Source organism: Marinomonas sp. ABL3_031 (assembly GCF_056161265.1).
In genome coordinates this window covers 69981-96684 of the sequence record NZ_JBSWYU010000011.1, presented here as the reverse complement: position 1 = coordinate 96684, position 26704 = coordinate 69981, and the positions used below count along the sequence as shown (strand labels likewise).

At 44.8% G+C, this 26704-nt stretch carries 23 protein-coding genes; 13 read left to right on the top strand and 10 right to left on the bottom strand.

The window, feature by feature from the left end; all coding sequences use genetic code 11:
- The first annotated feature begins 27 nt into the window (after nt 1-27).
- The 4 genes from ACXAH2_RS12935 (at nt 28) to ACXAH2_RS12920 (ending at nt 4723) form a co-directional block, all read left to right on the top strand.
- Nucleotides 28-1368: an ABC transporter substrate-binding protein gene (locus ACXAH2_RS12935; protein WP_475079046.1), complete on the top strand. Its 1341-nt coding sequence runs from the start codon at nt 28-30 to the stop codon at nt 1366-1368.
- A 160-nt stretch (nt 1369-1528) separates the two neighbouring features.
- A complete protein-coding gene (locus ACXAH2_RS12930; protein WP_475079044.1) occupies nt 1529-2395 on the top strand; it encodes a carbohydrate ABC transporter permease in 867 nt (288 codons plus the stop codon).
- A gap of 2 nt (nt 2396-2397) precedes the next feature.
- Nucleotides 2398-3363 (top strand): carbohydrate ABC transporter permease, encoded by a 966-nt coding sequence (locus tag ACXAH2_RS12925; RefSeq protein WP_475079042.1) that lies wholly within the window; start codon nt 2398-2400, stop codon nt 3361-3363.
- Between the two features lie 235 nt (nt 3364-3598).
- A complete protein-coding gene (locus ACXAH2_RS12920) occupies nt 3599-4723 on the top strand; it encodes an ABC transporter ATP-binding protein (RefSeq protein ID WP_475079041.1) in 1125 nt (374 codons plus the stop codon).
- A gap of 67 nt (nt 4724-4790) precedes the next feature.
- On the opposite strand, the gene ACXAH2_RS12915 is transcribed toward ACXAH2_RS12920, so the two are convergent.
- Entirely contained in the window at nt 4791-6272 is a 1482-nt protein-coding gene (locus ACXAH2_RS12915; RefSeq protein WP_475079040.1) for a pectate lyase family protein, read from the bottom strand.
- Nucleotides 6273-6429: 157 nt separating this feature from the next.
- A complete protein-coding gene (locus tag ACXAH2_RS12910) occupies nt 6430-7188 on the bottom strand; it encodes a sulfite exporter TauE/SafE family protein (protein WP_475079039.1) in 759 nt (252 codons plus the stop codon).
- Between the two features lie 146 nt (nt 7189-7334).
- On the opposite strand from ACXAH2_RS12910, the gene ACXAH2_RS12905 reads away from it, so the two are divergent.
- Nucleotides 7335-8387 carry a bifunctional transcriptional activator/DNA repair enzyme AdaA gene (locus ACXAH2_RS12905; RefSeq protein WP_475079038.1) on the top strand — a complete coding sequence of 351 codons (1053 nt, stop codon included), beginning with the start codon at nt 7335-7337 and terminating at the stop codon, nt 8385-8387.
- Between the two features lie 159 nt (nt 8388-8546).
- Nucleotides 8547-8987, top strand: a complete 441-nt coding sequence (locus ACXAH2_RS12900) for a gamma-glutamylcyclotransferase family protein (protein ID WP_475079037.1) — start codon at nt 8547-8549, stop codon at nt 8985-8987.
- On the opposite strand, the gene ACXAH2_RS12895 is transcribed toward ACXAH2_RS12900, so the two are convergent.
- The 7 genes from ACXAH2_RS12895 to ACXAH2_RS12865 form a co-directional block, all read right to left on the bottom strand.
- The gene (locus tag ACXAH2_RS12895) at nt 8962-10116 is read right to left on the bottom strand and encodes an aldose 1-epimerase family protein (RefSeq protein ID WP_475079035.1); all 1155 of its coding nucleotides are present in this window, start codon (nt 10114-10116) and stop codon (nt 8962-8964) included. The genes ACXAH2_RS12900 and ACXAH2_RS12895 overlap by 26 nt on opposite strands.
- A gap of 105 nt (nt 10117-10221) precedes the next feature.
- Nucleotides 10222-10674, bottom strand: a complete 453-nt coding sequence (locus ACXAH2_RS12890) for a phosphatase domain-containing protein (RefSeq protein WP_475079033.1) — start codon at nt 10672-10674, stop codon at nt 10222-10224.
- Nucleotides 10671-11228: a histidine phosphatase family protein gene (locus ACXAH2_RS12885; RefSeq protein WP_475079032.1), complete on the bottom strand. Its 558-nt coding sequence runs from the start codon at nt 11226-11228 to the stop codon at nt 10671-10673. The genes ACXAH2_RS12890 and ACXAH2_RS12885 overlap by 4 nt, the downstream gene beginning before the upstream one ends.
- Nucleotides 11212-12312 carry an MBL fold metallo-hydrolase gene (locus ACXAH2_RS12880; RefSeq protein ID WP_475079030.1) on the bottom strand — a complete coding sequence of 367 codons (1101 nt, stop codon included), beginning with the start codon at nt 12310-12312 and terminating at the stop codon, nt 11212-11214. The genes ACXAH2_RS12885 and ACXAH2_RS12880 overlap by 17 nt, the downstream gene beginning before the upstream one ends.
- A complete protein-coding gene (locus ACXAH2_RS12875) occupies nt 12309-13352 on the bottom strand; it encodes an ABC transporter ATP-binding protein (RefSeq protein ID WP_475079029.1) in 1044 nt (347 codons plus the stop codon). Before ACXAH2_RS12875 ends, ACXAH2_RS12880 begins: the two co-directional genes overlap by 4 nt.
- Complete coding sequence (locus tag ACXAH2_RS12870; protein ID WP_475079027.1) at nt 13340-15070, bottom strand: ABC transporter permease; 1731 nt, start codon at nt 15068-15070, stop codon at nt 13340-13342. Before ACXAH2_RS12870 ends, ACXAH2_RS12875 begins: the two co-directional genes overlap by 13 nt.
- A gap of 17 nt (nt 15071-15087) precedes the next feature.
- The gene (locus ACXAH2_RS12865) at nt 15088-16065 is read right to left on the bottom strand and encodes an ABC transporter substrate-binding protein (protein ID WP_475079025.1); all 978 of its coding nucleotides are present in this window, start codon (nt 16063-16065) and stop codon (nt 15088-15090) included.
- Between the two features lie 132 nt (nt 16066-16197).
- On the opposite strand from ACXAH2_RS12865, the gene ACXAH2_RS12860 reads away from it, so the two are divergent.
- Entirely contained in the window at nt 16198-16947 is a 750-nt protein-coding gene (locus tag ACXAH2_RS12860; RefSeq protein WP_475079024.1) for a DeoR/GlpR family DNA-binding transcription regulator, read from the top strand.
- Nucleotides 16948-17090: 143 nt separating this feature from the next.
- A complete protein-coding gene (locus tag ACXAH2_RS12855; RefSeq protein ID WP_475079022.1) occupies nt 17091-19076 on the top strand; it encodes a methyl-accepting chemotaxis protein in 1986 nt (661 codons plus the stop codon).
- 75 nt (nt 19077-19151) lie between these two features.
- On the opposite strand, the gene ACXAH2_RS12850 is transcribed toward ACXAH2_RS12855, so the two are convergent.
- Nucleotides 19152-20585, bottom strand: coding sequence for a coniferyl aldehyde dehydrogenase (locus ACXAH2_RS12850; RefSeq protein WP_475079021.1), 1434 nt, complete (start codon nt 20583-20585; stop codon nt 19152-19154).
- 135 nt (nt 20586-20720) lie between these two features.
- On the opposite strand from ACXAH2_RS12850, the gene ACXAH2_RS12845 reads away from it, so the two are divergent.
- The 5 genes from ACXAH2_RS12845 (at nt 20721) to dppC (ending at nt 26700) form a co-directional block, all read left to right on the top strand.
- The gene (locus ACXAH2_RS12845) at nt 20721-21341 is read left to right on the top strand and encodes an SGNH/GDSL hydrolase family protein (protein WP_475079020.1); all 621 of its coding nucleotides are present in this window, start codon (nt 20721-20723) and stop codon (nt 21339-21341) included.
- Nucleotides 21342-21741: 400 nt separating this feature from the next.
- Complete coding sequence (locus ACXAH2_RS12840; protein ID WP_475079019.1) at nt 21742-22605, top strand: NAD(P)-dependent oxidoreductase; 864 nt, start codon at nt 21742-21744, stop codon at nt 22603-22605.
- A 480-nt stretch (nt 22606-23085) separates the two neighbouring features.
- Complete coding sequence (locus ACXAH2_RS12835; RefSeq protein WP_475079017.1) at nt 23086-24678, top strand: ABC transporter substrate-binding protein; 1593 nt, start codon at nt 23086-23088, stop codon at nt 24676-24678.
- 108 nt (nt 24679-24786) lie between these two features.
- On the top strand, nt 24787-25797 hold the full coding sequence (locus ACXAH2_RS12830; RefSeq protein ID WP_475079016.1) for an ABC transporter permease subunit: 1011 nt from the start codon (nt 24787-24789) through the stop codon (nt 25795-25797).
- A gap of 12 nt (nt 25798-25809) precedes the next feature.
- The gene (dppC, locus tag ACXAH2_RS12825; RefSeq protein WP_475079014.1) at nt 25810-26700 is read left to right on the top strand and encodes a dipeptide ABC transporter permease DppC; all 891 of its coding nucleotides are present in this window, start codon (nt 25810-25812) and stop codon (nt 26698-26700) included.
- Nucleotides 26701-26704: the final 4 nt, after the last annotated feature.

Below are 26704 nucleotides of genomic sequence, written 5' to 3'. Positions count from 1 at the left end.
ATAACAAGAATAAGAGGATGCGAACAAATGACTAAGTACAACGCTTTCATATTAGGAACCGGTTTGATGATGAGTTCCTTATCTCAAGCAGCCGAAGTGGAATTCTGGACCGCACAAACCCAATCCGACCGACTGCAAACCATCGAATTACTCGCCAGCACCTTTGAAGCATTAAATGATGGTGTCACGGTCAAAGTCATTGGTGTCGACGAAAATGAAATGGCCACCCAAATGGCCGCTGCCGTCGCAGCCGGTACCACGCCGCAACTGATTGAAGTCAATTCTGAAATCATCATGGCATTAGGTGAAGAAGGCATTGTTGATACCAATACCCACCAAGCGGTGATCAATGATATTGGGAAACAGCGCTTTCACTCTGGCGCATTGACCACGCTCACGTCCCCCTCTGGAAGCTATTATGGCTTACCCTATCACGGTTGGATTCAAGGCATTTGGTATCGCAAAGATTGGTTTGATGAAAAAGGCTTAGCGGCACCCAATACTTGGCAAAACATCAAGACCGCCGCTAAGGCACTGACCGACAAAGCGAACAACCAATACGGCATTTTAGTTGGCACCAAGCAAGACAGTTACACAGAACAAGTCTTCACGCAGTTGGCTTTATCCAATAATGCGGCCGAGTTTAATGCTCAAGGCGAACTCATTTTTAACAGCCCAGCCACTTTAGAAACCATTGAATTCTATAAAGAATTAGCCCAATACAACCCTCCAGGGCCACAAAACTGGCGAGCTCGAGATTATTACCTGCAAGGTAAAATGGGCATGTTCTTCTACTCCACCTATATCATGGATGATCTCGCCTTGGCGGAAGTGGCTAAAGGCTCTCTTTCCTCAGCAAACTTTGCTGAACTAACGGGCGGAACCTTTGACCCTGAATTGGTTAAAAATACCGCTTTTGCGCCCATTATCACCCATAAAAGCGCGGCTTCTTACGGTACTCTGTCGGGTTTGGTGGCACTTAAAACCGCCAATTCCGAGGATCAACAAGCCACGCAAGATTTCATTGAATTCCTCTACGATCCAGCCAGTTACATCACCTTTTTGCACATGGCACCGGGCGGCATGAACCCTATGCTCAAAGGCATTGCCGAAGACCCTGTGTACCTCAATGACCCTAACGGTGTCTTCACACTCTACGGTGCCGATAAGATGAAGCAAATTGTGTCTGGATTTGATGACATTCGCTCTTTCTCTGTGGTGGGGGGCAAAACCTTCCCCGCGTCTGGCGCCATTTTTGCCAAATCCGTCATACCTCGCATGATTTATGACGTCACTATCCAAGGTGAAGATCCACAAACAGCACTCGATGCAGCGGAAGCGGAAATGAAGGCCATCATGAGCGAGTAAACAATAGACCCCCTCCCAGCCTCCCCCTTAGCAGGGGGAGGAGCAGGCTGTTGTTATTCCTTCCCCTTATCTTCAAGGGGAGCGTAGGCCTAGGAACTTCAAGTTCCCTCCCTTTGTTAAGGGGAGGGCTAGGGTGGGGTTAAATGAAAGGGAAGCAATTATGTCTTCGGTTTTAATCAAAAATGAAGCTCGCTTAGGGCTGAAATTAGTAGCACCTGCGGTAGGCATCATAGGTCTGTTGGTGGTCTATCCGATTTTGTTCAATCTGTATTTGAGCTTTTTTGATGTGCAATTAGATGGCAGCAAACGCTTCGTTGGTTTGCACAACTATCAAGCCTTATTGAGCAACCCTGACTATTATCATTCGGTTGGCGTTTCCGTGCTGTATCTAATAGGCACCGTGGTTGGCACCACGGTATTGGGTTTGGCCGCAGCCATCCTAATGAATCAAACCTTTCGTTTTCGCAATCTGGCACGTGGGTTAATTCTGCTACCTTACTTTGCCCCTGTGATCAGTGTGGTGTTTGGCTGGCAGTTTATCTTTGATCCAGTGAATGGCATCTATAACCACATGGTGGTGGATGTATTACACCTAACGGACACCCGAGAAAACTTGATCGGTAATCCTGACTCCGCCTTACTGGTGGTGATCTTGTTTGATATCTGGAAACATTTCCCGATTGCGTATTTGCTGTTTCTCGCCAAGCTACAAAGTGTTCCTAAAGACTTATACGAAGCCGCTGCCATTGATGGTCAAAATGCTTGGGGACGTTTTTGGCACGTCACCTTACCCGAATTGCGCTTCGTCATCGCCACCGTGGTGTTACTGCGAGTCATTTGGAATCTAAACCGTTTCGAGGACGTTTATCTGCTCGCGCCCAACGTAGAAACCTTACCCATATTTACCTATTACCAAGCCTTTGCTGGTTTGGTGGATCAGGGCACAGCGGCGACCATCTCCGTCATTCAATTGCTGGTTCTGGTGGCATTGATTTGGTTGTATGTCCGCAAAGTTCTTAAGTGGTGATCATGATGATGAACAAACGCACGCGCTTACAATCTCTATTACTTTACGTCTTGGTGCTCAGCTTAGTGACCTTCTGCGTCTTCCCTTTTTTGCAGATTCTCTCCACTTCGCTAAAACACCCAATTGACTGGGGAAACCCATCATTGATTCCTAGGGTTTTGCATCTGGATGCTTATAAAGAATTGCTTGGCTTAATGCCGCCTAAAGAAGCCGACATTCCCGCCAGCATTCAACGTTTATTAGACAATCCCGCGTTATCCCCAGAGAAAAAACAACAGCTTCTCGATAAATTCAGCTCGGGTGGCGATGTCTTTCCATTCGGCCGCTACATGCTCAACACCTTTGCCATTTCCTTTGTCACGGCAATTTGTTCAACTTTTCTGGCCTCATTTGCGGCGTATGCCATTGCCCGCTTGCGCTTTCCTGCGCAATCCCTAATGGCGAACGGCGTCTTGTTTGTCTATATGGTGGGCGGTGTCTTACTCATGGTGCCACTTTATCAAATGAGTGTCAGTGTGGGGTTGGCTTCCAGTGTCGGCGGTACCTTGTTGAGTTTGTTTTTAATCTATCTGATTCAAACCTTACCGGTAGCCATGTACATGCTGGGCAACTACTTCCGCACCATTCCTTTTTCCTTGGAAGAAGCCGCCATGATGGATGGTTGCTCTCGAGTAGAAGCCTTTTGGCGCATCATCATGCCATTGTCTAAACCCATGCTCTTTACCGTCTTTATTTATTGCTTTGTGATTGCTTGGAATGAGTACCTGTTTGCCTCAGTGTTTCTCAAACAATACCAAGACTTTCATACCTTACCCTTGGCGTTACAGACCTTATTCACCTCTAAAAATGCTATTTGGGATCGCATCATGGCGGCCTCCATGCTGACCCTGCTGCCTGTCATCATTTGCTTTATGTTGGCGAATCGACATTTATCCGGCGGACTGACCGACGGTGGAGTGAAAGGCTAACGATGAAAATTGTGCTTCAGCGATATCTTTTAGAAGATTAAAAACTAACAAAATGACAAAACGCCACGAGCGAAGATCAGACAAGGAAAAAGTGAGCGAAAGAGCGGACTCCTACAAGGACGTAGGTGTTAGGGCGACGCAGGATGCCAAAGCCGCATTTATAGTTATAAATGAGCATTTTGAGCGAGCTTTTGACGCAGTATCATCGAGCGCAGTCGTTTTGTAGGAGTAGAATATGAGCTCTGTGATCTTACGCAATATTAACAAATCCTATGGCAACTTACCCATAGTGAAAAACCTCAATCTGGACGTTAAAGACGGCGAATTTGTTGTCCTAGTGGGTCCAAGCGGCTGCGGTAAAAGCACCACCTTGCGTATGGTAGCGGGGTTGGAAGACATCACCCAGGGCGACATTCAGATTGGCAGTAAAACCATCAATGATTTACCGCCTCATAAACGCAACATTGCTATGGTGTTTCAGAATTACGCTTTATATCCCCACATGTCGGTGCGAGAAAACATTGTGTTTGGACTGAAGAAATCGGGCGCGGATGCAGACACCATTCGCACTCGCTTAAAAGACGTGGCTGAGATGCTAAAAATAACCGAATACTTGGATCGCAAACCGGCGGATTTATCTGGAGGGCAAAGACAGCGCGTGGCCATGGGGCGTGCTTTAGCGCGAGACGCGGACGTTTATTTGTTTGATGAGCCCTTATCCAATCTGGATGCCAAGCTGCGTCATCACATGCGTACCGAGATGGCGCGTATCCAGCATCAATACAATATGACCGCGATTTACGTTACCCATGACCAGATCGAGGCCATGACTTTAGGAGATCGCGTGGTGGTAATGCGCGATGGCATAGTAGAGCAGGTAGGAACCCCTATGGAAATTTACCTGCAACCCGCCAATACCTTTGTCGCCACCTTTATTGGCTCCCCCGCCATGAACCTGATCGAAGCAAAAGTGGCAGAGGATCATCTGGTATTTGATCAATACCGCCTTCCGGCAAAGGCTATTCCCAACCTAGACACAGCCACATTAGCGTCACACCAGAGTGTATTAATTGGCATCCGACCGGATTTCTTTGAAGACAGCCAGCTAATTGCAAATCCGATAAACACAAACCAAAGCCCACTATTTGAATTCGACGATATCGAAGTGGATCTAGTGGAAAACCTCGGCTTTGATAAAGAGATCATGTTCAAACTCGGTGGCGAAGACGCCAAAGCCCGCTTGGATTTACGCTCTGAAACACAAAGAAAGCAACGTATTTCTCTGTCGGTAGACTTAAATCGTGTACTGGTATTCGATACCAGTACACAAGGCATGTTACTGAATGCGGGGGAGGTGTGAACAGCACACGAGTAGCATTTCTCTCATCATGAACAGCAAATTCACGACAAAAGAGACACATCATATTTTATAACTTACCCGCTCCTGCGTTGCCTTTGACGTAATCTATGACTTCACTAGCCGGTAACACGGGCGCAGGGCCATAGAGTTCCGGTTGCCAGCCCACGTCTTTTGACAAAGGCTTGCCGCTGACTTTATTGGCTTCTTCAATGATGTCTATCATCTGGCCGTTAAACATAGAGCCTAGGTCAAAGGCTACATCGCCTTTCATGTGACCAATTGCATTCGCCGGCGTACCGTTCGCAATCTCGAATACGTTCGCTTCTGAGTAAATGGCAGAATGCTTACCCGCACCCAAAGCTTGACGCAAGATATTATGCTTAGGTTTATCCTTTAGAGAATCCACATGGCGTTCGTAATTGTTATCCCCCTGACCATCACCGGAAGCGTCTCCGAAAAAGTAATTGTTATAGCTGTGAATCTGTCCATAACGCACTCTTGGCATACGCTGACCCACATTTTTAAAATAATTACCATGTAGTGTTACCCGTAAATAACCAGTATCTGAGGTTTTCTTGTCACTGTTACCTATGAGCATAGCCTTGTCATGATCATGGAAGTAACTTTTTGATATGGTTACTAAATCTGCCTGATTGGTAATGTCGATCAAGCCATCATGATGCTGCACTTTCTGAGTGATTTCATTTTGAGGAAATGGATAAACAGGCGGGAACATAAAATCCGGTCGATCCCCGTCAGAGAAGGTACAATGGTCGATCCAGATACGTTTTGCCCCACTTATTGAGATCAGATCATACTCGGCGTTCCAACGGCCGCCACGACATTTTTGTGGACCCAGATTGGCGTGTACATACTCGGCCTGACAACCAGGGTAACTGGTATCAATTTTAAAGCTATCACCTGGATCCCAACCTGGAAAGTAGTCAAACGCGTCTTCAAAATGAATATTGCGGATAATGACATTTTCCACACCAGCACCAAGATGCAACATACCTTTAACAATTTTGGCTTCGTCGCCCAACCCGATCAAACTGGTATTGGAAGGTATGTTCACTACAATTTGAGCCTTTTGCCTGTCCGCTGAAGCCTGTCGTGCTTCTTCCTGTGGGCCAGACAATTTACGATTTGGTCGGCCCTTAATTAGAGGTTTGATGTTCCACACACTTGGTGCATAAGCGGCTTTATACAAATCAAACTGATAGGGCGCGACACGATAATCTGCTTCTTTAAGCTCTCGCCCAGCATCATCCGAAGAAAGATTGATGGTACCGCGAATTTGAATAATGCTTGGTAAGTCACCCGATTGTTTCAGTGCCGCAACAAACTCCTTGCGGTTGGTAACGGTATAGATGTGTTGTTCACTGGCTTGTGAACCGCCCAACAAAGGGCCTTCTGCAGCAGCCCAACCATACTCAGCAGGCATGGCTTGCTGACTGAGATTTTGCTGAGAGGATTCTATTCCTACGGTCGAACATCCAGCTATTAAGCCCATCGTGAGACACGATGCAGCGAAAAGATTTCTATTCATGATTTTCTCCAGCTACGCAAAGCCAATAGGCCTTGCTGTCTTATTGTTATTATTTAAGGCGGTAAAAAGGCGTAAAAACCTCATCACCAGCCATTAAGACTAGCAGAAAGAAAACAAAAAGAAACGTTGTTTTATTTTAATAAAAAGACAATTTTAATTAACTTATTAACGCTGCGATACTGCCACACACTGTCATCACAAAGAGAAACCATTTCAGGTGATTTGGGTTGGCTTTAATCGCCATTTTGACTGCTAAATGGGAACCTAACATAGTGCCTATGGCTAGAATCAAACCCGGTATCCATAGAATTTGATCGTTCCAAATAAATACCAATAGAGCCAATGCAGTAAAACCAAGGGTACAAACCATTTTTAACGCATTGGTGCGCACCAGATCATAACGCAGAGTACCTGCCAGTGCGGCAATCAGAATAAAGCCCACACCCGCCTGTACAAAGCCGCCATACACGCCAGCCACAAATAACGCCAACCAAGCACTGGGCTTTTCTGACACCTTAAAAGGAACCGTTCCTTCCGGTGGAGCCACTAAAGTAGGCCGGATGATCATCAATACCGTCATACCAATCATGGCACTAAGCAACATGGGTTTAAGCCAGGTTTCCGGTGCGTAACTGGCAGCAAAAGCACCTACTACACCACCCAATAAAGAAGGAATCATGACAGGTAAAATGTCTGCGTTGTCCAGCTTGTTAGCCTTACGAAAGCCTGCTGTTGCAGCAACATTTTGCAAAAACACGCCGACACGATTGGTGGCATTGGCAATATCAGCTGGCATGCCCATGACCATTAAGGCTGGCAAGGTTAAATTTGAACCACCACCCGCTAACGTATTGATAATGCCCGCTATGAACCCCGTACCAACCAATAGAGATAGAGTGAAAAAACTGTATTCCATCAAGTGATTATCCTTATTATTTTGCGATAGTCGGCTATCATAAGGAGTTCATTGAAGAATATCTAAAAATACTTGTTCAATTTTCGGTTGTGAGGTGGGAAGCGACACACTACTCTGCTCATTGTCATGGAATAAAGAAGACCATTATGCTGATCACAGACACCAAACAAGCCGACGAGTACTATCAAGCCTTAATCCGTCGCGACAGCAATTATGTAGGCTGCTTTTTTGTGGGGGTAAAGACCACCTCTATCTTTTGCATTGCCACTTGCCGTGCTCGCAAACCTAAGCGGGAAAACGTCAACTTTTACACTAGCTTCAAAGACGCGATGGACGCAGGCTATCGCCCGTGTAAAGTGTGTCGTCCGACTGAAAATGCCAATCAAGCACCACTCGAAGTTCAGGCCGCCATGGACCTAGTTCGAGACTGCACCAAAGCCAAAATCACCGATCAGCAATTGCGCGAAGCAGGCATTCGTCCTATCTTTGTGCGCCGCTGGTTCAATCAGCATTATGGGATGACGTTTCAAGCTTTTCAGCGCATGTACCGCATTAACTTTGCGTATCATGAACTCAAAGGCGGTAAAAGTGCCACACACGCTGCTTTGGATTCTGGTTATGACTCTTTAAGTGGCTTTGGTTACACTTATAAAAAACTCATGGGGCAATCCCCTTCATTAATACGGGAGCAATCCGTGATTCTAATTGATCGACTTACCACCCCCATTGGCCCTATGTTTGTTTGCGCAACCGAAACAGGTATTTGCCTGCTGGAGTTTGTTGATCGCCGCATGTTAGAAACCGAATTTGAAGACCTGCAAAAGCGTCTGAAAGCCACCATCATTAATGGTGAAAACGACCATATCAAACAACTCAAAGTCGAATTACAAGAATACTTTGCAGGCACGCGCAAAACCTTTAATGTGCCACTGCACACGCCAGGAACCGATTTTCAAAACCGTGTATGGCAGGTTTTACAAGACATCCCCTTTGCACAAACGGCCAGTTATCAACAACAGGCCATCAAACTCGACAATCCCAAAGGGGTTCGTGCCGTTGCTAGAGCCAATGGCATGAATCGCATCGCCATTGTCATTCCGTGCCACAGGGTAATTGGTAAAGACGGCAGTTTGGTTGGTTATGCAGGCGGATTAGAACGTAAAAAATGGCTACTGGAACACGAGCAAAAACACGCTTAATTGGGTGAATGTTTATCTCTGACTGCAAGGATTTTAGCAGCCTCTTCAAGGACATGTCATAACACGGTAATGATTCAGAAAATACCGGCAAGTTACCTTGAATTCCCCCGTTATAAGAGCCATTTTGTGCGCTTTTGTAGCCAAAGATGGAATTCGACTATGCCAACAAACACCCTATCTACTCACATAATTGCCGTATATGGAAGCCTTCGTGAAGGCTTGTCACATCACAACTTAATCGCAGACTGTCAACGAATTGGCTTAGGTTGGCTAACCGGATTTCGCATGCACAACTTAGGCGATTTCCCAGCCATTGTTCCCACAATGGATGAAAGTGGTCGTATTCGCGTGGAATGGTATCAGGTATCCGATCAACTGTTAGGTGAGCTCGACAGCCTGTTTAAGTTCGATAAAAGCGCCTTACCAAGCTCAGAACATACTCGTAAACGTATCTTTACCCCTTATGGAAAGGGCTGGATTTATATTTACAACCAGCCTCTCGAGAATGCACCCTATATGGAAGCAGGCGATTGGAGCCGCTTCCTAAAAAACCAAACACCTCAAGACCCTGAAGCTAATCTAGCGGCACAATGGACTTAGTTAACACCACAGGTTGAACTTTGGCTTGTAATGACTCAATGCGCTGTTTGCTATCATTCACTTGAGATGATTCCGTAAAAAGGCCAAAACGCACCATAAACTGCTTACTCTCACCGGCCCCTATGATTGGCACCAAACCAAGGGGACGCTGATGAACACGGTTATAAGCAAAACTGGTTCCCGGCTCAATCCCAACCACGTAGCCCTGCTCTAGGGTGTCGGTATTTTTCCAAATGGTTAAGACTGGCAAAGTGTCTGTTCGATAACTCACTTCAATGCCTTTGTCAGCTGATGCATTATGCAATAACGCATAAGACATCCCCTTGTCATCGCTTAGTGGTCGTACATTAAACACCATTTCATCGAAGTCTGGCGTTGGTGCTGGCATATTCGCCCAATCTTCCAGTCCCTTAGCGGCATAAGCATTGAAAGGCGATAATTCCGCCACAGGCACATGCAATCGTGCACCTTGTTGTAAGATAGGTTGGGCAAAATTATTGTGATAAATGGCCTGATACTCTCGTGGATAACTGCCTTTATTAACTAAGGTATCTTTGATCTCTATGTAGGCATCTTCTGGTGTCAGAGACAACTCGGTATGCAATTCAAAATTGGTGGACTTAAAGCGTTTTTCATCTACTCTACCGCGTAGAGTTACGCGATATGGAGGCTCTTGTTCCACCTCTAATATTACTTCATCTGCGAGTGTGTTTTGAATACGACCATGCAAGGTCAAAAACTCTTCTCCGTCTTGTCCAGGATGGCCAGCCCACTGATAACCACAGCGTACCAACATCTCATTGAAACCATCTAACCAGCCTAAACCACCCGATGCCTCTTGATTAATGAAGCTAGGATGCACTACTTCTTTTACTGGGGAGTCCCAGCCAAATCGAACGTCTTTACGAACCACATCCAATATTGCCATACCTCGAGTAGGCACCACACGAACCACGGAATCACCTACCGTCAAAGTAATAAGGCGTGACCCCATTTGTTTACCGCCCATCAGACAAGTTTGCTGTACGCTAATGGGAATGTCTTTTGGCAACCCCATTAATTCTGCAGACAAGGACAAATTCGCCACATCAATATGTTGAAGATGGCTAAGCAGAACAAGTTGAAACACAGTCTAACTCCAAAAAAAATTTACTCATGCTATCGCGAGCTTGGTAACAAGGCTAGCCATGAGGATAAAATAGGCCATTAATACACTATTTCACATCTCTTCAACTTAAAAACTCCCTGGCGCGCATTGCAGACAAGTCAGTCCTAAATTACGCCAGCCTTGCACTACAGCATCACGATCATCCAAAACCAACCAAGGTATAAAGCCATCTTCATGGATTTGCTCCAACAATACTTTTTTTACCTCTTCGTCTGGCAAAGCATCCGCATTACTTGGGCGTAAATAAATACCATCACACGGTATGTTGTGCTTTTGGATCCATGCAAGAGAATGCTGTTTATGAGATTCTGGACGGCCACTACAAATTAAAATTTGCTGACCTTGTTGCTTAAGAATGCGCACCAAACGCAGCACATTCTCGATCACTGGAGCGTGCTTCATGTGCTCAAAGAAGGGGTCCCAATGCTTTTCTGCACCGAGCACCCAATGAGCAACTTCAGTATGATCGAACTCAGCTAATGTACCATCTAAATCCACAATTACGGCATTTGCTGTCATATAAAGCTTCCTTTAAAAGGGGTAATTTCCCAGCCATTTTCATCTTGGCTAGGCACAAAAGAAATAGGAGTAACATTGCCGATTCTTGGGCAATAGGGCGTGCCATTGATAACATTGTTTAGCACTCGATAAACACCAGAATGCGCAATAATCAGAGGCCACGAATGTTCGCTGAGGATGTCATTCAATGCGCTCAGCACACGGTCTTCAAAATCTTGCCAAGACTCACCATTAGGCGGCGTCACGTCATATGGTAATTGTTGTTCTATTGGGCAACCTTCCAAGTCGCCCCAATTACGCTCTTTAAGCTGCTCATAAGCCACGATTGTTTGTTGCTTTGAAAGCGCATAAAAAGCTGTTTCTTGGGTGCGTTGTAGCGTACTAGTTGCCACAAGACTCCAATCAATAGCGCTTAAAACGGGCGCCGCATCTTTGGCTTGTTGAATCCCTGTCACACTTAACGGACTGTCGGTAAAACCACCGATGCGAAACGCCGCATTAAATTCACTCTGCGCATGGCGAGCAAAGACAAAAGGTTTAGCAAGTAGGATCATAATCTAACTCTATACACTCTAACTCAATATAAGAATCAGCAGTGACACTTGGGCCCAGAGCCTGTCGCCACTCATTTAAGTCTTTCATAGCATGAAATAGGGGAACGCAAATACGACAACCAAGATGATCCACCATATATTTTAGATCGCGTTTACGAGGGTGCACATTCCAACGTTCGAAATAGGCTTTATCTTCACTCACCGCCTGACGAGCATGTTCTGGTAGATGCCCTGTGTAAACGGGCAAATAACGTTGTGGCTGTTGCAATAACACAGACGCTTCGCCATTCATACCATCAGGGTCACCACACAACACCACTTTTGCATTAGGGTTAAATGGCTGGCTTTTCATACTTTGTAAGACAGGCAGAATGTCAGTGCACACACAGTGCTCGGGGCCAGCCAATAACGTTTCGGGTGCAATACAATCGTCCCCTAACGTCCAATCGTGAAACCCTAACGAGGTTAACCAACAAGCCATTTCCAATGCTCGTCCGGTTTGCGGAACAGGCATTAATAAAGCACGCTCATCATTGAGATAATGCAATAAAGAATCTTTACACTGCGCTAATGAATTATCGTACAAACCATAAGACGCATCGAGCAAAGCAACTCTCGCTGGAGGCGGCAAAGTAAAAGGGTATAAGTCTGACTCTAGACTGAAGTCACCGCTGTAATATATGCCACCACCTACATCAAGGTGTAACCACACCCCACCGAAAGAATGCCCTGCCGAACCTGTTGTTACCTTAATACCTGATACATTCGTCGTACCACAAATAGGCAAGGTATGAAGTTTCAAATGCGTTGGTAATTGTCGATGTACGGGAGACGTCGCGTAAACAGGTACCTTACTATCAATATCGATCAATCCACCAATGTGATCATGATGATCATGAGAAATAAAAATGGCATCTAAATGATCTGGCAGCATCCAACCTTTGTCTTCACCAATCTCTAATGCACCACCTGCATCAAGTAAAAAACGCACTGGTTTTGACTGAGAATCTGCGGTGTAGGTCACTAAAATAGCGGCAGCGGTTTTTCGTCCTACACCACTCAGAATATTAATACTGACTTTCATGACGCACTCTCGAGCGACCAAGCTTGCCTTAAACGAACGTGATGCAAGCTCTCTAACATCATAGGTACATCGCTGTAAGCAAGTAAACGTTGGCCATTATTGAGTATCAATTCAATATCATAGCGTTCACCACGGTAAATACAGCCATGAACCCTTACAGCAAGTGTAGAATCGTCCGCACTAACGAAATCAATATCTTGAGGCCGGACCAACACAGCGCTGAACGTTGTGTCCGGTGAATATTCACGAATCAATTCATGTAATTTAGTACCACTTAGGTATTGCTGAGCAGCAACCCAAGCAACAGATAATACCGAACCTCGACCAATAAAATTCGCCAACCAGATATTTCTTGGTCTTACATACAATTCCTGAGGCGCCCCCCATTGCACCAGCTGACCTTTATTTAACACCGCAATTTTATCCGCCAGTGACATGGCTTCTGATTGATCATGGGTAACATACACTATGGTCGAACCAGTGCGTTGATGAAAAATTCTAAAGGTTTCTTCCATCGTCGCCCGCAGATGCCTATCTAGGTTGGCAAGTGGCTCATCAAACAACACCACATCGGGCTCGGTAACCAAACTTCGTGCTAAAGCCACTCGCTGGCGCTGTCCTCCACTTAACTGCGCTGGTAAACGATCGGCGTATTCTTCTAGCTGAACAATGTCTAATGCATTTTGGATACGCTGGTTGCGTTCCGCCATTGGTGTTTTTTGCACTTTAAGTGGATAACCAATGTTTTCTTTCACCGTCATATGTGGCCAAAGTGCATAAGATTGAAAAACCATTCCAAAATTTCTTTCTTCGGTTGGCACATGATGCTGCACACTAGAAAGACAGGTTGAACCATGAATAATCTGCCCATTTGAAACAGACTCAAAGCCAGCCAACATTCTTAAGATAGTCGATTTGCCACAGCCACTGGGCCCAAGTAAGGCAACAAATTCACCAGGCTCAATGGTTAGGTTCAAATCTTTAACAACTGGAGAGCCATGAAAAGACTTCTCAATGCCATCTAATACTAATCGTGCCATGGAATCACTCCTTTGGGCAGTCGAGAGGCAAACAGCCCCAGTAGAGACATAAGACCTACCACCAATATAACCACCAACACCGCAATGGCGGAGGCCAACACACTGTCACCACTTTCATCAAGATTAAAAATCAATACCCCCAAGGTTTCATTACCTGCACTCCATAACAAAGCGGAAACCGTTAGTTCATTAATCGAAATTAGAAACACCAAAAGCCCACCAGCAAAAAAGGCTGGAGCAGTAAGCGGCAAAATGATATCAAGTAGCCGCTGTATCGGCCGAGCTCCAGCTAACTGAGCAGCTTCTTCTAAAGCAGGATCCAGCTGTGACATTACGGTTAATACGGGCTTCAAGCAGACACTCAAAAAGCATGAAAGGTAGGCAAAGAAAATAATACCCAAAGTGCCATACAAGCTAACCTCAATAAATGGCAAAGGACTGGCAAACAACAAAATAAAAGCGATAGCTAAGACTATGCCAGGGATGGCATAAGGCACTTCAATCAAACTGGCAATCACCGCTCTGATTTGCATTGGCAAACGCATCAATAAATAGCCCAATGGCAAACACACCAGCATCAAGACGAAAGCACTAAAAAAAGCCAAAAGCATACTATTTTCAAAGGCTCTGAATGTAACGCCTTGCCGCCCTATCATTTCGTAAAATGCAGCAAAAGTAATAGTATCAGCGCTCAAAGGCACACCGAGAGCGGGCACTAATGCGCTCACAATCAGCGCCAATAAAGGCGCGACCAAGATAAAACACATTACCAGAGCCAACGCTATTTCAAAGGGCAGACGCCATTGTTTGAGGCGAAAAGAAAGTGTCTGCACCGTATGCCCTAGCAAAGCATAACGACTGCGATGTTGTAGCCATTGCTGTAACAACATACCCGCTAACACCAATAAAGCAATTATCATAGATAAGCTTGCTACTTGACTCAGCATCTGGTTACCAAATCCAGCCATTTGCTGATAAATCAAGGTTGGTAAAACAATATAGCCAGCAGGAATTCCTAACATCGCAGGAATACCAAAATTCCCCAACGACGACACAAAAGCTAACGCGGCACCAGCGACGATGGCGCTGCGACACAAGGGTAAAATAATATCGAGCCAAATTCGAAATTGCGACGCTCGAGATAATTGAGCCGCTTCTAATAAATCCTGTGGCAATGAAATCAACTGGGTACGCAATGCCAAAAACACCAAGGGGGCACTTTGTATGCCCAACAACAAAGCAATACCTTGCGCCGAATACATAGGGTGTGGGCTGCCTAATGATGGCGCAATGTTCAGCGTATTCAAAATAGGGCTTGCTGGACCAAATAGTTGCAGCCAACACAATGCCGTCACTTGCGGCGGAATCATCATTGGCAACATAAAACAAAAAACCCAAATAGCACGACCACGGATGTTAGTTAAGGTCACCACAAAACCAAAGCCACAACCCAGAATAACCGCTATCAGTGTGCCCAACCCTGACGTGTAAAAACTATTATGCAGAGCAGTCCAAGTACGCTCACTACGTAACACGTCAGACAAAGGTGAAGACAAGGGAAAAGTCATATGACTCAAGGCTTCTATCAATAGGCGCAAACTGGGCAATAAACTCAAAATTGCAATCAAGATGAAGAGTCCAACGGACAACAAACGTAATTGGCTGTCCGTTGGTACTCCACCCCATAAGTGTCTTTTTATTGACCACAAAGTCAGCATAACAGGGGCCTTCTTGCTTAACCTTCGAAGATTTTACTGAAGCGCTCTTTATTCGCTTCATTATCACGCAAAGTTTTTGCCGCATCGAACGGCATCAAACGAATGTCAGCTCGCTTAGGGAAACCAGCAGGTACGCCAATATGATGACGAGCCGGTAAGTATCCCTGTTTTAAAACCAATTCCTGACCTTCTTTTGATAAGAGGAAATCAACAAAACGCTTTGCTGCTTCTTTGTTTTTCGCCTCTTGCATAATCGCCACAGGTTCAGTGACCATGGTGACGCCCGTTTTAGGAAAAATAAACTCAATTGGCGCGCCCTTCGCCGCTTCACGAATAGCCAAAAAATCCACTATCACGCCATAAGGTTTCGTCCCAGAAGCTACCGCTTTTAATACCCCGCCATTGCCTCCCTGAGCCATTGCTTGGTTATCATGTAGTTGCTCGTAATATTTCCAACCTAATGACTTATCATCTGTTAAGGTTGCAAGGTGAATCAGCGCAGCACCAGAATACAATGGACTTGGCATCGCCACTTGATTTTTATAATCAGATTTAACCAAATCAGACCAATCGCTAGGATGTTGAGTGGCTTTCTTATGACGAACAATACCTGTAGTGATCAGCTTAGTACCATAGTAATAACCTTCTTTACTGTATAAACTGTCTTCGTACTGCCCTCTTTCAGGACTTAAGTATGGCAGCAAATAACCATCCTTAACCATAGACTCCATAGTGACACTATCGGCAATAAGCAGCACATCGGGCTTCACTACACCAGATGAAAGCTCTGCTCGCAGTTTGGTCATCAGTTTAGTGGTGCCATCACGAACCCACTCAACCTTTATGTCTGGATTAGCTTTCTCAAAGGCGTCCACTGTCATTTGAGCATCTTTATTCGGCTGACTGGTATACAAGGTCAGCGTGTCTTGTGCTTGAGCCATTAAAGGAAGCATTAATGCCGCAGCGCATATCAATAACGTTTTCTGAAGCAACATGGGAAAAACTCTCTTTCAATAAAGGAGTTGCAACAATAACGCCATAATTTGACACTATAATTACGAAATACTTTCGTTTAATAAGACTTTTCTTTCGTTTCGAAAGAAGCAATTAAATCAATGTGGTAAGCAATGAACCAACGTCATCATGATATTGTGCAATGGATAAATATTAATGGTCGGCAGAGCCTACAAGCAGTAGCAGAAAAATATAATGTATCCGTCCAAACGATACGCTCAGATATACGAATTCTGGCCGAAAAGGGATTGGTTCTTCGCAGCCACGGTGAAGTCATTCCATTCCCCCATAGAGAAAACATCAGTTTTGATCAAAGACGCATTCGCAATGCGATCGGTAAACAGCGTATTGCGGAACTATGTCGAAGCAAAATAGCGGATTATCAAACCCTTTTCCTAGGGAGTGGTTCGAGCGTAGCTGAAGTGGCCACTCAACTCATTGGCCTACAAGGCTTACAAGTCATGACAAGCAACCTTCATGCTGCTCGAAATTTGTGCGAGCACCCTGATTGTGAACTGACTGTTTCTGGTGGACGCATTAGAATGCGAGACCAAGACGTCATTGGCGGCGACGCTATGCGTTTTTTCCAACGCTATCGAGCCGATATCGGCATTTTTTCAGTCGCCGCAGTAAACAAACATGGGCAATTATTCGATTTTACCGATGAAGAAGTGATGGCTAGAGAAGCCTTAGTTGAACATAGTCATTACCGTATATTGATAATCGATAGCACCAAATTTGATAAAGAATCGCGCTGTTTGTGGGGGAAAGTGACCGATTATGACTGTGTTATCACAGATCAGCAGCCCTCAGCGACCCTATTAAGTCAATTACATTACCAAGGTGTTGATGTTCTTTTTTAAAAACTATTGAAAGTTTTTAAAGTTACTTTAAAGCTTTTAAATAATGAAATTTGCAATTTGTAAATAATGCTTGTACTACTAACAAAGAGTTATAAGCTAATATCGACTCCTTTTAAATTGTAGTGAATAGATTGAGGTTTAACATGAAGTCACCCATTAAGATTCGCCAACAAATTTATCTGGGCTTATTGGCCATTTTATTGCTCGCCCTCGCCTGTATCTATTTGGTTATAGAGTTAAAAGTAAAACCAGACTTAACCGCCGAAAGGCAAAAACAAATTTCAACCAATCAAGCTGCTCTCAGCGATCTTTTGGATGCAAAACTAGAAAAAATTCAACTACTCACCAGCACACTGGCTTTGGCAGGCTCACAACTTCCCAAAGAAGTAGCTTTGTTTAAAAAACTCTTCCCAAGCATTATCAACAACCACAATGACACCAGTATCGCTGGAGGGGGGATCTGGCCAGAGCCATCTGCCTTTACTCCAGGCGTTGACCGACGCAGCTTCTTTTGGGGTAGAGATGGCGCACAAATGTCTTACTTAGACGATTACAACGACCCTGCAGGCAGTGGCTATCACAATGAAAGCTGGTATACCGTCGGTAAAACCACGCCGGTGGATCTATGCGCATGGTCGGAAGCCTATATAGATCCCATAACTCAAATTCCCATGGTAACTTGTACCATTCCGATGAAGGAACAAAATAACTTCACCGGGGTGTCCACGGTTGACATGAAGTTAGACGGTGTCACTAAGTCACTTGAAGGGTATGGCAAAGATAATCAGGGCTACGTGTTTGCTCTTGATCATATCGGTCAAATACTAAGCTTTCCTAAGGACAAAGTGGATCTCGTCAAATCCGATGGCAGCATGCTAACAAGCCAAGAGCTTGGGGAAAAACTTCCGTGGCTCAAGCCCGTTTTGATTGAAGTAAAAGACGAAAATATCATCGTATCTTTGGATCATGATGAGTTTTTAGGTGGTCCAGCTTATGTAAACTTAATGCGTCATCCAGAAACAGGTTGGACCATTGGTTTGGTGGTGCCTAAAGATCGCATGACCGAAATAGCGCAAAACATGGGCCTGTTTCTCATGCTCACTATTGGCGCATTATTAATCCTTGTTGGCCTTATTGCTGCAGGTTTTTTCCGCAGCTTACTCAATAAAATCACTCAAACTCGTGACCAAATTCAGGAATTAACAGATGGTGGCAGTACTCAGGCTCTTGCCGTTGGAAAACTGAATGAATTAGGAGAGCTACGTTTGGCAGTCAATGCCTATGGTGACAAACTCAAACAGCTACTGTCCCAAATTCATAAAGAATCTGAAAAGTTAGTCAATGACGCAGGTAGCCTAAATACATTCAGCAATAACTTCCTTGCAAAAGCCAACAGTCTAAGTGACGAAAACACCACCCTTGCCGCCGCAACCGAAGAACTGGGCGCCACCTCCCACGATGTGGCTATATACGCCAACGAAACAAAGGACACAGTGGAACGCATTCATAAGGATATCCTCAGCAGCGGACACGAAATGGATACCGTCATTTCCACTATGCGTAGCTTAATGTCTGCCATGACCAACGCGCAAACCAGCATTCTCAAATTAGATGAAGACAGTCGTCAAGCCAATGGCATGTTAAGTGTTATTAGGGACATTGCTGAACAAACTAATTTGCTGGCATTAAATGCCGCCATAGAAGCTGCACGAGCAGGAGAGACCGGACGAGGCTTTGCCGTGGTGGCCGATGAAGTACGTAATCTTGCTGCCAAAAGTGAAAGTTCAGCGGTAGAAATTGAACAAGTGCTTAATCGTCTGCAAATAGCGTCAAAAGAATCGGTCGATTCCATGCAGCTTGGATACAGTGAAACTGAAAAAGCCGTTTCTACAGCCGAATCAACCGCGACGCATTTGCAAAGCGTAGTATCCGCTTTTTCACAAATTACAGATCAAGCAACCCAAATTTCTGTAGCGGCCAGTGAACAGCAGAAGGTATCGCAAGAATTGAGTATGTTTGTGGCGCGTTTACAGGAGTTAACCAGTAGTAATGCCAGCGACTCTAATCAACTCAGTAACATGAGCCAAGAAATCGACGCCATCGCCCAACGCTTAAATGCCCTAAGGTAAAATGTAAAAAGCGCATTAAACAATAGCGCCATGGGTTTCACAATCGGTGGCGCATAATGCAAAGTGTGTTTACCTTTAAAGATAAGGCCAAAATCGCTCTATTAATTTGTGAATTTTCCCCTTGTAAGGTGGAGTAATGAAAGCAAGGCCATTGAAACCGGACTTTCTCAACACCGCTTTGTGGTGTGAGAAGGTTTGGAACCCCTCTTGAGCATGATAAGCACCTAGGCCCGAATCCCCTATCCCCCCAAACGGCAAATCTGGCTGGGCCACATGAATCAAGGCATGATTTATTACTAAACCACCACTGGCAACTTGCTGCTCACAAAAGGTTTCATCTGCTGCGTTCTGTGTAAATAAGTACATAGCCAAAGGGCGCGGCCTTTGCTTAATAAATTGGTAAGCTTCGGACAATTTACGGTAGGTTTTAATGGGTAAAATTGGTCCAAAAATTTCGTCTTGCATGACATCAAGATCCTCTTTCATTTGATGCAAAACATGCATAGCCAATTTACCATCAAGGGTTTCAGGGCCCTGCGGCATAACATTCTCACAGTCAGCACCTGACTGTTTCGCTTGCTCTAAATAGCCTTGCAGACGCGCCAACTGACGATCATTAATGATGCTTGTGTAATCCGCACTAGCAATACCTTGAGGGTACAAGCGTTTTACTACTAATTTAATCTGTTCGATTAACGCTGCTTTTTGTCCTTCGTGACACAATACATAATCTGGCGCAACACAGGTTTGGCCTGCATTCAACAGTTTGGCAAACACCAGCTTTTTAGCCAGGTCTTCAATGTCCGCTGAAGGTGTCATTAACAAGGGCGACTTGCCACCCAACTCCAGAGTAACAGGTGTTAAATGTTCGGCAGCATTTTTCATCACGACGCGCCCCACATTGGTTGAACCAGTAAACAGCAAGTGATCAAACGCAAGTTGACTAAAGTCATTTGCTACTTCTGCTTCACCTTGTATGACTTGTACCCACTCTTCACCTAGAGCGGTATGTAAAATCTGCATCAGCACCTCATTTGTCGCAGGGCAAAATTCGGAAACTTTCAGCATCACTCTATTACCCGCTGCGATGGCGCCAACAATCGGACCAAGCGATAACAGCACGGGATAGTTCCATGGTGAAATGACGCCGACTAAACCTTTCGGCTGATACATAACCTTGGCTCGCGCAGGCAAACTCGTGATGTGAACGGAACGCTTACTTGGGCGCATCCATTTCGCCAGATGTTTCAGCGCATGTTTGATTTCACCAAACAAAGGCACTAGCTCAATTAACCTCGACTCCACTGGCGACCTATGACCAAAATCTTGCTGTAAAGCAGCCAAAAGAGGCGTTTCAAATTCACGCACACTTTGCTTTAGATTTTGCAAAAGTTGACGACGTAACGTCTCAGATGGATAAGGTACCTGCCGACTCAGCTCATGTAGGCGTTCAAAACTAAGTCGACTATCTTGTATGGAGTCTTGTTTGGAGGAATGTTTACTGCTCACTAAGTTTGCCTCTTTTGGTACTTATTATTGTTTTGTTCATTATCAGTCGGCGAAAGATTTTTTCGTGATTTTTTTATTATTTGGTGTGGGTTGACTACACTTTAGAACATCAAGCATAGAAGCAAGGAGCACATTATGGCAACCATACTTTGTTATGGTGATTCTCTCACCTGGGGAAGTGTACCCAGCGGTGGACGTTTTCCACCTCATTTAAGATGGCCAAATATTTTAAATAAACTCCTTGGCACTGAGCATCATGTTATTAATTTCGGTTTGCCAGGTCGTACTACGATCTGGAACGATCCCTTTTTAGAGGGGCGTAATGGATTAACCTACTTACAAGCAGCACTGGAAACCTTTGGCCCGGTAGATTGGTTGATCATTATGCTAGGCACAAATGATCTGAAGCGACATTTTAATGTGGGAGCGTTCGAGGCTGCCAAAGGTGTTGAAAAGCTGATTGAAAAGTCCAAAATGCCCAATAGACAAGGGTTCGCCAATCCACAATTGCTCATCATTGCGCCGCCTAATATCTTATCCCCAACCGGAGCCATGGCAGAAAGCTTTAATGGTGCGACAGAAAAGTCACAATACTTCCATCAACATTATCAAGATATCAGTACTCAAAACCACTGCCTTTTTTTAAATTCCGCAGGGATATTACAACCCAGTGAAGTGGATGGGGTTCATCTTGACACCAAAGCAAATGAGCAACTAGCAGACGCTGTGTATCAGGTATTAGCTGTGCATCTATAATACTAAATCAATGTTTTTATTAGCTTTTTATTTTCTCTCTACTGAGAAAAATCATTGCCTTGGGTAAGTCTAGATACTCGCTCAACCTACTAACAGCTCATGACATACTTTCAAGATCTAAAATATCACTCTACTTCATGTCAATTACCTAAAATAAATCTGTCTAAAAATCAGTCTCTTATTAAAAAGATCATTTCAATCAACACTTTTCCGTCCCGCGCACCAATTTCGTTCACAAAGTTATCCACAGGTGGCTGTGAGTGTTAGGTGGGTAATTTTTTATCTATCAATGACATTCAATCACCACTGTATGACAGAATTTGTTGCCAAGTGCATCTCACATTTTTTAACCTAAGCCTTAATATAATAATTCATTCAAATCGCTTAAGGACGCCAGAAAATGAAAGTAAGCTTTATCGGTCTCGGCACCATGGGTTATCCAATGGCAGGACATCTTAGCCAAGCGGGCCATTCCGTAGTCGTTTATAACCGTACTACAGAGAAGGCTCGCAAGTGGTGTGCAACCTATGCAGGTCAATTCGCAGAAACGCCAGCCAAAGCTGCGGCGGAATCAGACATAGTATTCACCTGTGTGGGCAATGATGATGATCTTAGATCCGTTTATTTAGGCCCTCATGGCGCCTTTGAAAAGGCACGTCCAGGGACGCTTTTTATCGATCACACAACAGCGTCAGCAGAAGTGGCCAAGGAATTACATAAAGCCGCTCAAAAAAAAGGCTTTGATTTTATGGATGCCCCCGTCTCTGGAGGACAAGCCGGTGCGGAAAATGGCGTACTGACCATTATGATAGGCGGTAGTGAAGACTTACTGGCTAAAGCCAAACCTGTGTTGGATTGCTACGCGCAAGCCACCAGCTTAATGGGCGAAGTAGGACAGGGGCAAATCACCAAGATGGTTAATCAAATATTAATTGGTGGTGTTTTATCAGGCTTATCGGAAGGTATTCGCTTTGCTCAACAGGCCAACTTGGACATCACCAAATTGGTCGATACATTGAAATATGGTGCCGCAGGATCATGGCAGCTGGAAAACCGCGGTGAAACCATGGCCAAAGACCAATTTGATTTTGGTTTTGCCATTGAGTGGATGCACAAAGACTTGAGTTTGTGTCTGGCACAAGCCAACAAGATGGGCGTGAGCTTACCACTGACACAGGAAGTTGATGAGAAATATCAGCAACTAATAGAGGCTGGTCGTGGTCGCCAAGATACCTCGGTTTTGATTAAGGCAGAGGAAAATTAATCCCACCCAAAGTTGGCCAACAAGTCTCTCTATGAATGATTTGTTGGCCGTAACCAATGCTTATTTCCTATCAATTTTTACCCATTTTCTAACTTATAAAAAATATTATTTGCACTTTTCTGCCACTTTTCCTACTCCTGAACACTCGTCTGAAACACACATAATTCAAGGTTTTACGTCTGATATCGAAAATAGGTATTCGTTACACGTATAGGGCATATCGTAATTTCGATTGGTCATTTAGCTCAGCTTAAGTACCCTTCAATGACGCTGCTTTGACAGTCTACTCATTAGACACGTCAGATGGCTAAAGGGGGCTCATGGATGAGGCAGAACAACCCCATTCAAACTTAGCGTTTGGATGGGGTTTGTTTTCTTAACAAAGGGTCTTCTCCCACCGAAATCACAAAAGTAACGAATACCTTAATTCAACTTCTCACGTGCAGGTCACGAATATAATTATGTTAATGGAGAGTTAAAATGAAAAAAGGGCTAGCAAAACTAACGCTCGCGCTGATGACAACAGGTGCAATTAGTGCAACTGCTCAAGCAGCAACCACTCTAGTTTACTGCTCAGAAGGCAGTCCTGAAGGTTTTAACCCAGCGTTTTATACTTCTGGTACCACGTTTGATGCCAGTTCTAAAAACATGTTTAATCGCTTGATGGAATTCAAACTAGGCACCACAGAAACTGAACCAGGCTTAGCCACTGGCTACGATGTGTCTGCCGATGGTTTGGAATACACTTTTTATCTGCGCAAAGGTGTGAAATTCCATTCCTCAAAATCTTTCAAGCCGACTCGTGACTTCAACGCGGACGATGTAGTCTTCACCTTTGACCGCCAATGGAACAAAAACAACCCATATCATACTGTATCTAATGGTTCCTATGAGTACTTCAACGGCATGGGCATGGGCGACCTCATTAAAGACATAGTGAAAGTCGACGACTACACAGTGAAGTTTGTTCTTAACCAGCCAGAAGCCCCTTTCATTGCCAATCTGGCCATGGACTTCGCCTCTATCTTTTCTAAAGAGCAAGCGGATTATTTAATGGAAAAAGGGACACCTGAACAACTGGATATTGACCCAGTGGGCACAGGCCCATTCCAAAAAGTGCAATATCAAAAAGACTCTTTGATTCGTTACACAGCGTTCAAAGACTACTGGCGAGGCAAGGCTAAAATTGATCGTCTTGTTTTCTCTATCACACCAGACGCTTCGGTACGATACGCTAAGTTAAAAGCAGGCGAATGTGACGTCATGCCTTACCCAAACCCTGCTGATTTGGAGCAAATGAACCAAGACCCAAACATCAATCTGATGAGCCAAGAAGGCTTGAACGTGGGTTATTTGGCCTTCAACACGCTGAAAAAACCCTTTGATAACGTAAAAGTTCGTCAGGCATTAAACCTAGCAACAGACAAGAGCGCCATCATTGATGCGGTTTTCCAAGGCGCAGGTAAAGTGGCGAAAAACCCGATCCCACCAACTATGTGGTCTTACAATAACAACATAGTGGATTACCCTTACGACCCTGTGAAAGCGAAAAAGCTATTGGCTGAAGCGGGCTACCCTGACGGTTTTTCAACCAATATCTGGGCCATGCCAGTACAACGCCCATACAACCCAAATGCCCGCCGTATGGCGGAAATTATTCAAGAAGATTGGTCAAAAGTGGGCGTAAAAGCGGAAATCGTTTCTTACGAATGGGGGGAATATTTAAACCGTTCTAAGAAAGGTGAGCACGAAACCCTATTACTAGGATGGACGGGGGACAACGGTGACCCAGACAACTTCCTATACGTTTTATTAGGTTGTGATGGTTTAGGCGGCTCAAACCGTGCCCAATGGTGTAACGAAGAATTCAACAACTTGTTGTTGGACGCTAAACGTACCTCTGATAAAGCGCAGCGCACAAAAGACTACGAGCAAGCTCAAGTGGTATTCAAACGTGAAGCGCCTTGGATCACAGTGGCTCATTCAGTGGTGTATGAACCCATCCGTAAAGAAGTCAAAGGCTACAAAATAGACCCTCTCGGTGGTCACTACTTCTACAACGTCAGTAAATAAGTTGTCCTAATTTGGGCACAAACCCAACCTGCTTGCTGGGACGCAAGCAGGTATTTTATTGAGCCAGTGAGTCCTCGTTCAGTAAAAAACATGAGAGCCAGTCCGACTATGTTCCAGTTTATTTTTCGCCGTTTAAGTTTGGTCGTACCTACCTTTATCGGTATTACGCTACTGACGTTTACTCTGATCCGTCTTATTCCGGGAGACCCTATCGAAGTCATGGCCGGTGAGCGCGGTGTAAGTGCAGAACGCCATGCCGAATTAAGCGCCCAATTAGGTTTTGATCAGCCTTTGTACATTCAATATTTTCGTTATGTGGGCGGCGTATTACAGGGGGATCTTGGTCATTCCTTGATTACCAAAGAGCCTGTAATGAAAGAATTTTTAACCTTGTTTCCAGCCACTATTGAGCTGGCTTTTTGTGCTGCTATCTTTGCCATATTAGTGGGCCTGCCAGCCGGTATCATTGCCGCCGTGAAACGAGGAACCTTTTTTGATCATTCTGTGATGACGGTGTCTCTCACAGGTTATTCTATGCCGATTTTCTGGTGGGCTTTATTGCTCATGTTGGTGTTCTCCGTCACCCTAGGTTGGACACCAGTATCAGGACGAGTAGACGTGATTTATTGGATCGACGATGTGACTGGTTTTATGATGATCGATTCCTTGTTATCAGATGAAACTGGGGCTTTCACTTCAGCGGTTTCACATTTGATATTGCCAAGTATTGTCTTGGGCACCATTCCCATGGCGGTGATTGCCCGTATGACACGTTCTTCTATGTTGGAAGTGCTCAGTGAGGACTACATTCGTACCGCACGAGCAAAAGGCATTGCCCCATGGCGTGTGATCATTATTCACGCTTTACGCAACGCTTTGATTCCTGTTATTACCGTGATTGGTTTACAGGTTGGTATCCTATTATCTGGTGCCATTCTTACTGAAACGATTTTCGCTTGGCCAGGTATCGGTAAATGGTTAATCGAATCGATTGGGCGTCGAGATTATCCTGTTGTACAGGGCGGTATTTTAATCGTGGCTTGTATCATCATTGCCGTAAACTTGCTGGTCGACATTGCCTACGGCATTGTCAATCCACGTATTCGACACAGTAAATAAAAGGGCGCCAATATGTCTTCTCAAACTCTAAGTGCGCCAGCACCAAAAACACCATTACAAGAATTTTGGTATTACTTCAGTAGCAACAAGGGAGCGCTTGCTGGATTCGTCCTTATATTGATTATTTTCTTCACGGCCATTTTTGCTCACTGGATAGCGCCTCATTCACCGTCCCAACAATACCGTGACGCCTTATTATTGCCTCCTGTTTGGTTAGAAGGTGGCCATTGGTCATATGTTTTAGGTACCGATGATGTGGGTCGTGACATTCTATCGCGTCTTATTTACGGTTCTCGTTTGTCCATTTCTGTCGGCATTGTGGCCGTGACCGCCAGTTTAATCATGGGGATTTTATTAGGTTTGGTCGCTGGCTATTGCAAAGGCATCGTGGATACCATGATCATGCGTATTGTCGATATCATGCTGGCCATGCCAAGTCTGTTGTTGGCCATTGCCATTGTTGCCATTTTAGGCCCCAGCATTGTCAATGCCGCCTTGGCCATCTCCATTGTTTCTTTACCACATTATGTACGTTTAACTCGCGCCGCAACCATGACGGAAATGTCGAAAGACTATGTCACTTCCTCACGGGTTATTGGTGCCGGTCCATTGCGGCTAATGTTTATCTGCATTCTGCCAAACTGTTTAGCGCCTTTGATTGTGCAAGCCACTCTGGGCTTTTCCACCGCGATTCTCGATATGGCAGCATTGGGATTCCTCGGTTTAGGCGCACAACCGCCAACTCCTGAATGGGGATCTATGTTGTCCGATGCTCTACAGTTTGTACAACGTGCATGGTGGGTAGTGACCTTCCCTGGATTAATGATTTTAATCACAGTGTTGGCATTCAACTTAATGGGTGACGGTTTACGTGACGCCCTTGACCCTAAATTAAAGCAGTAGGAGA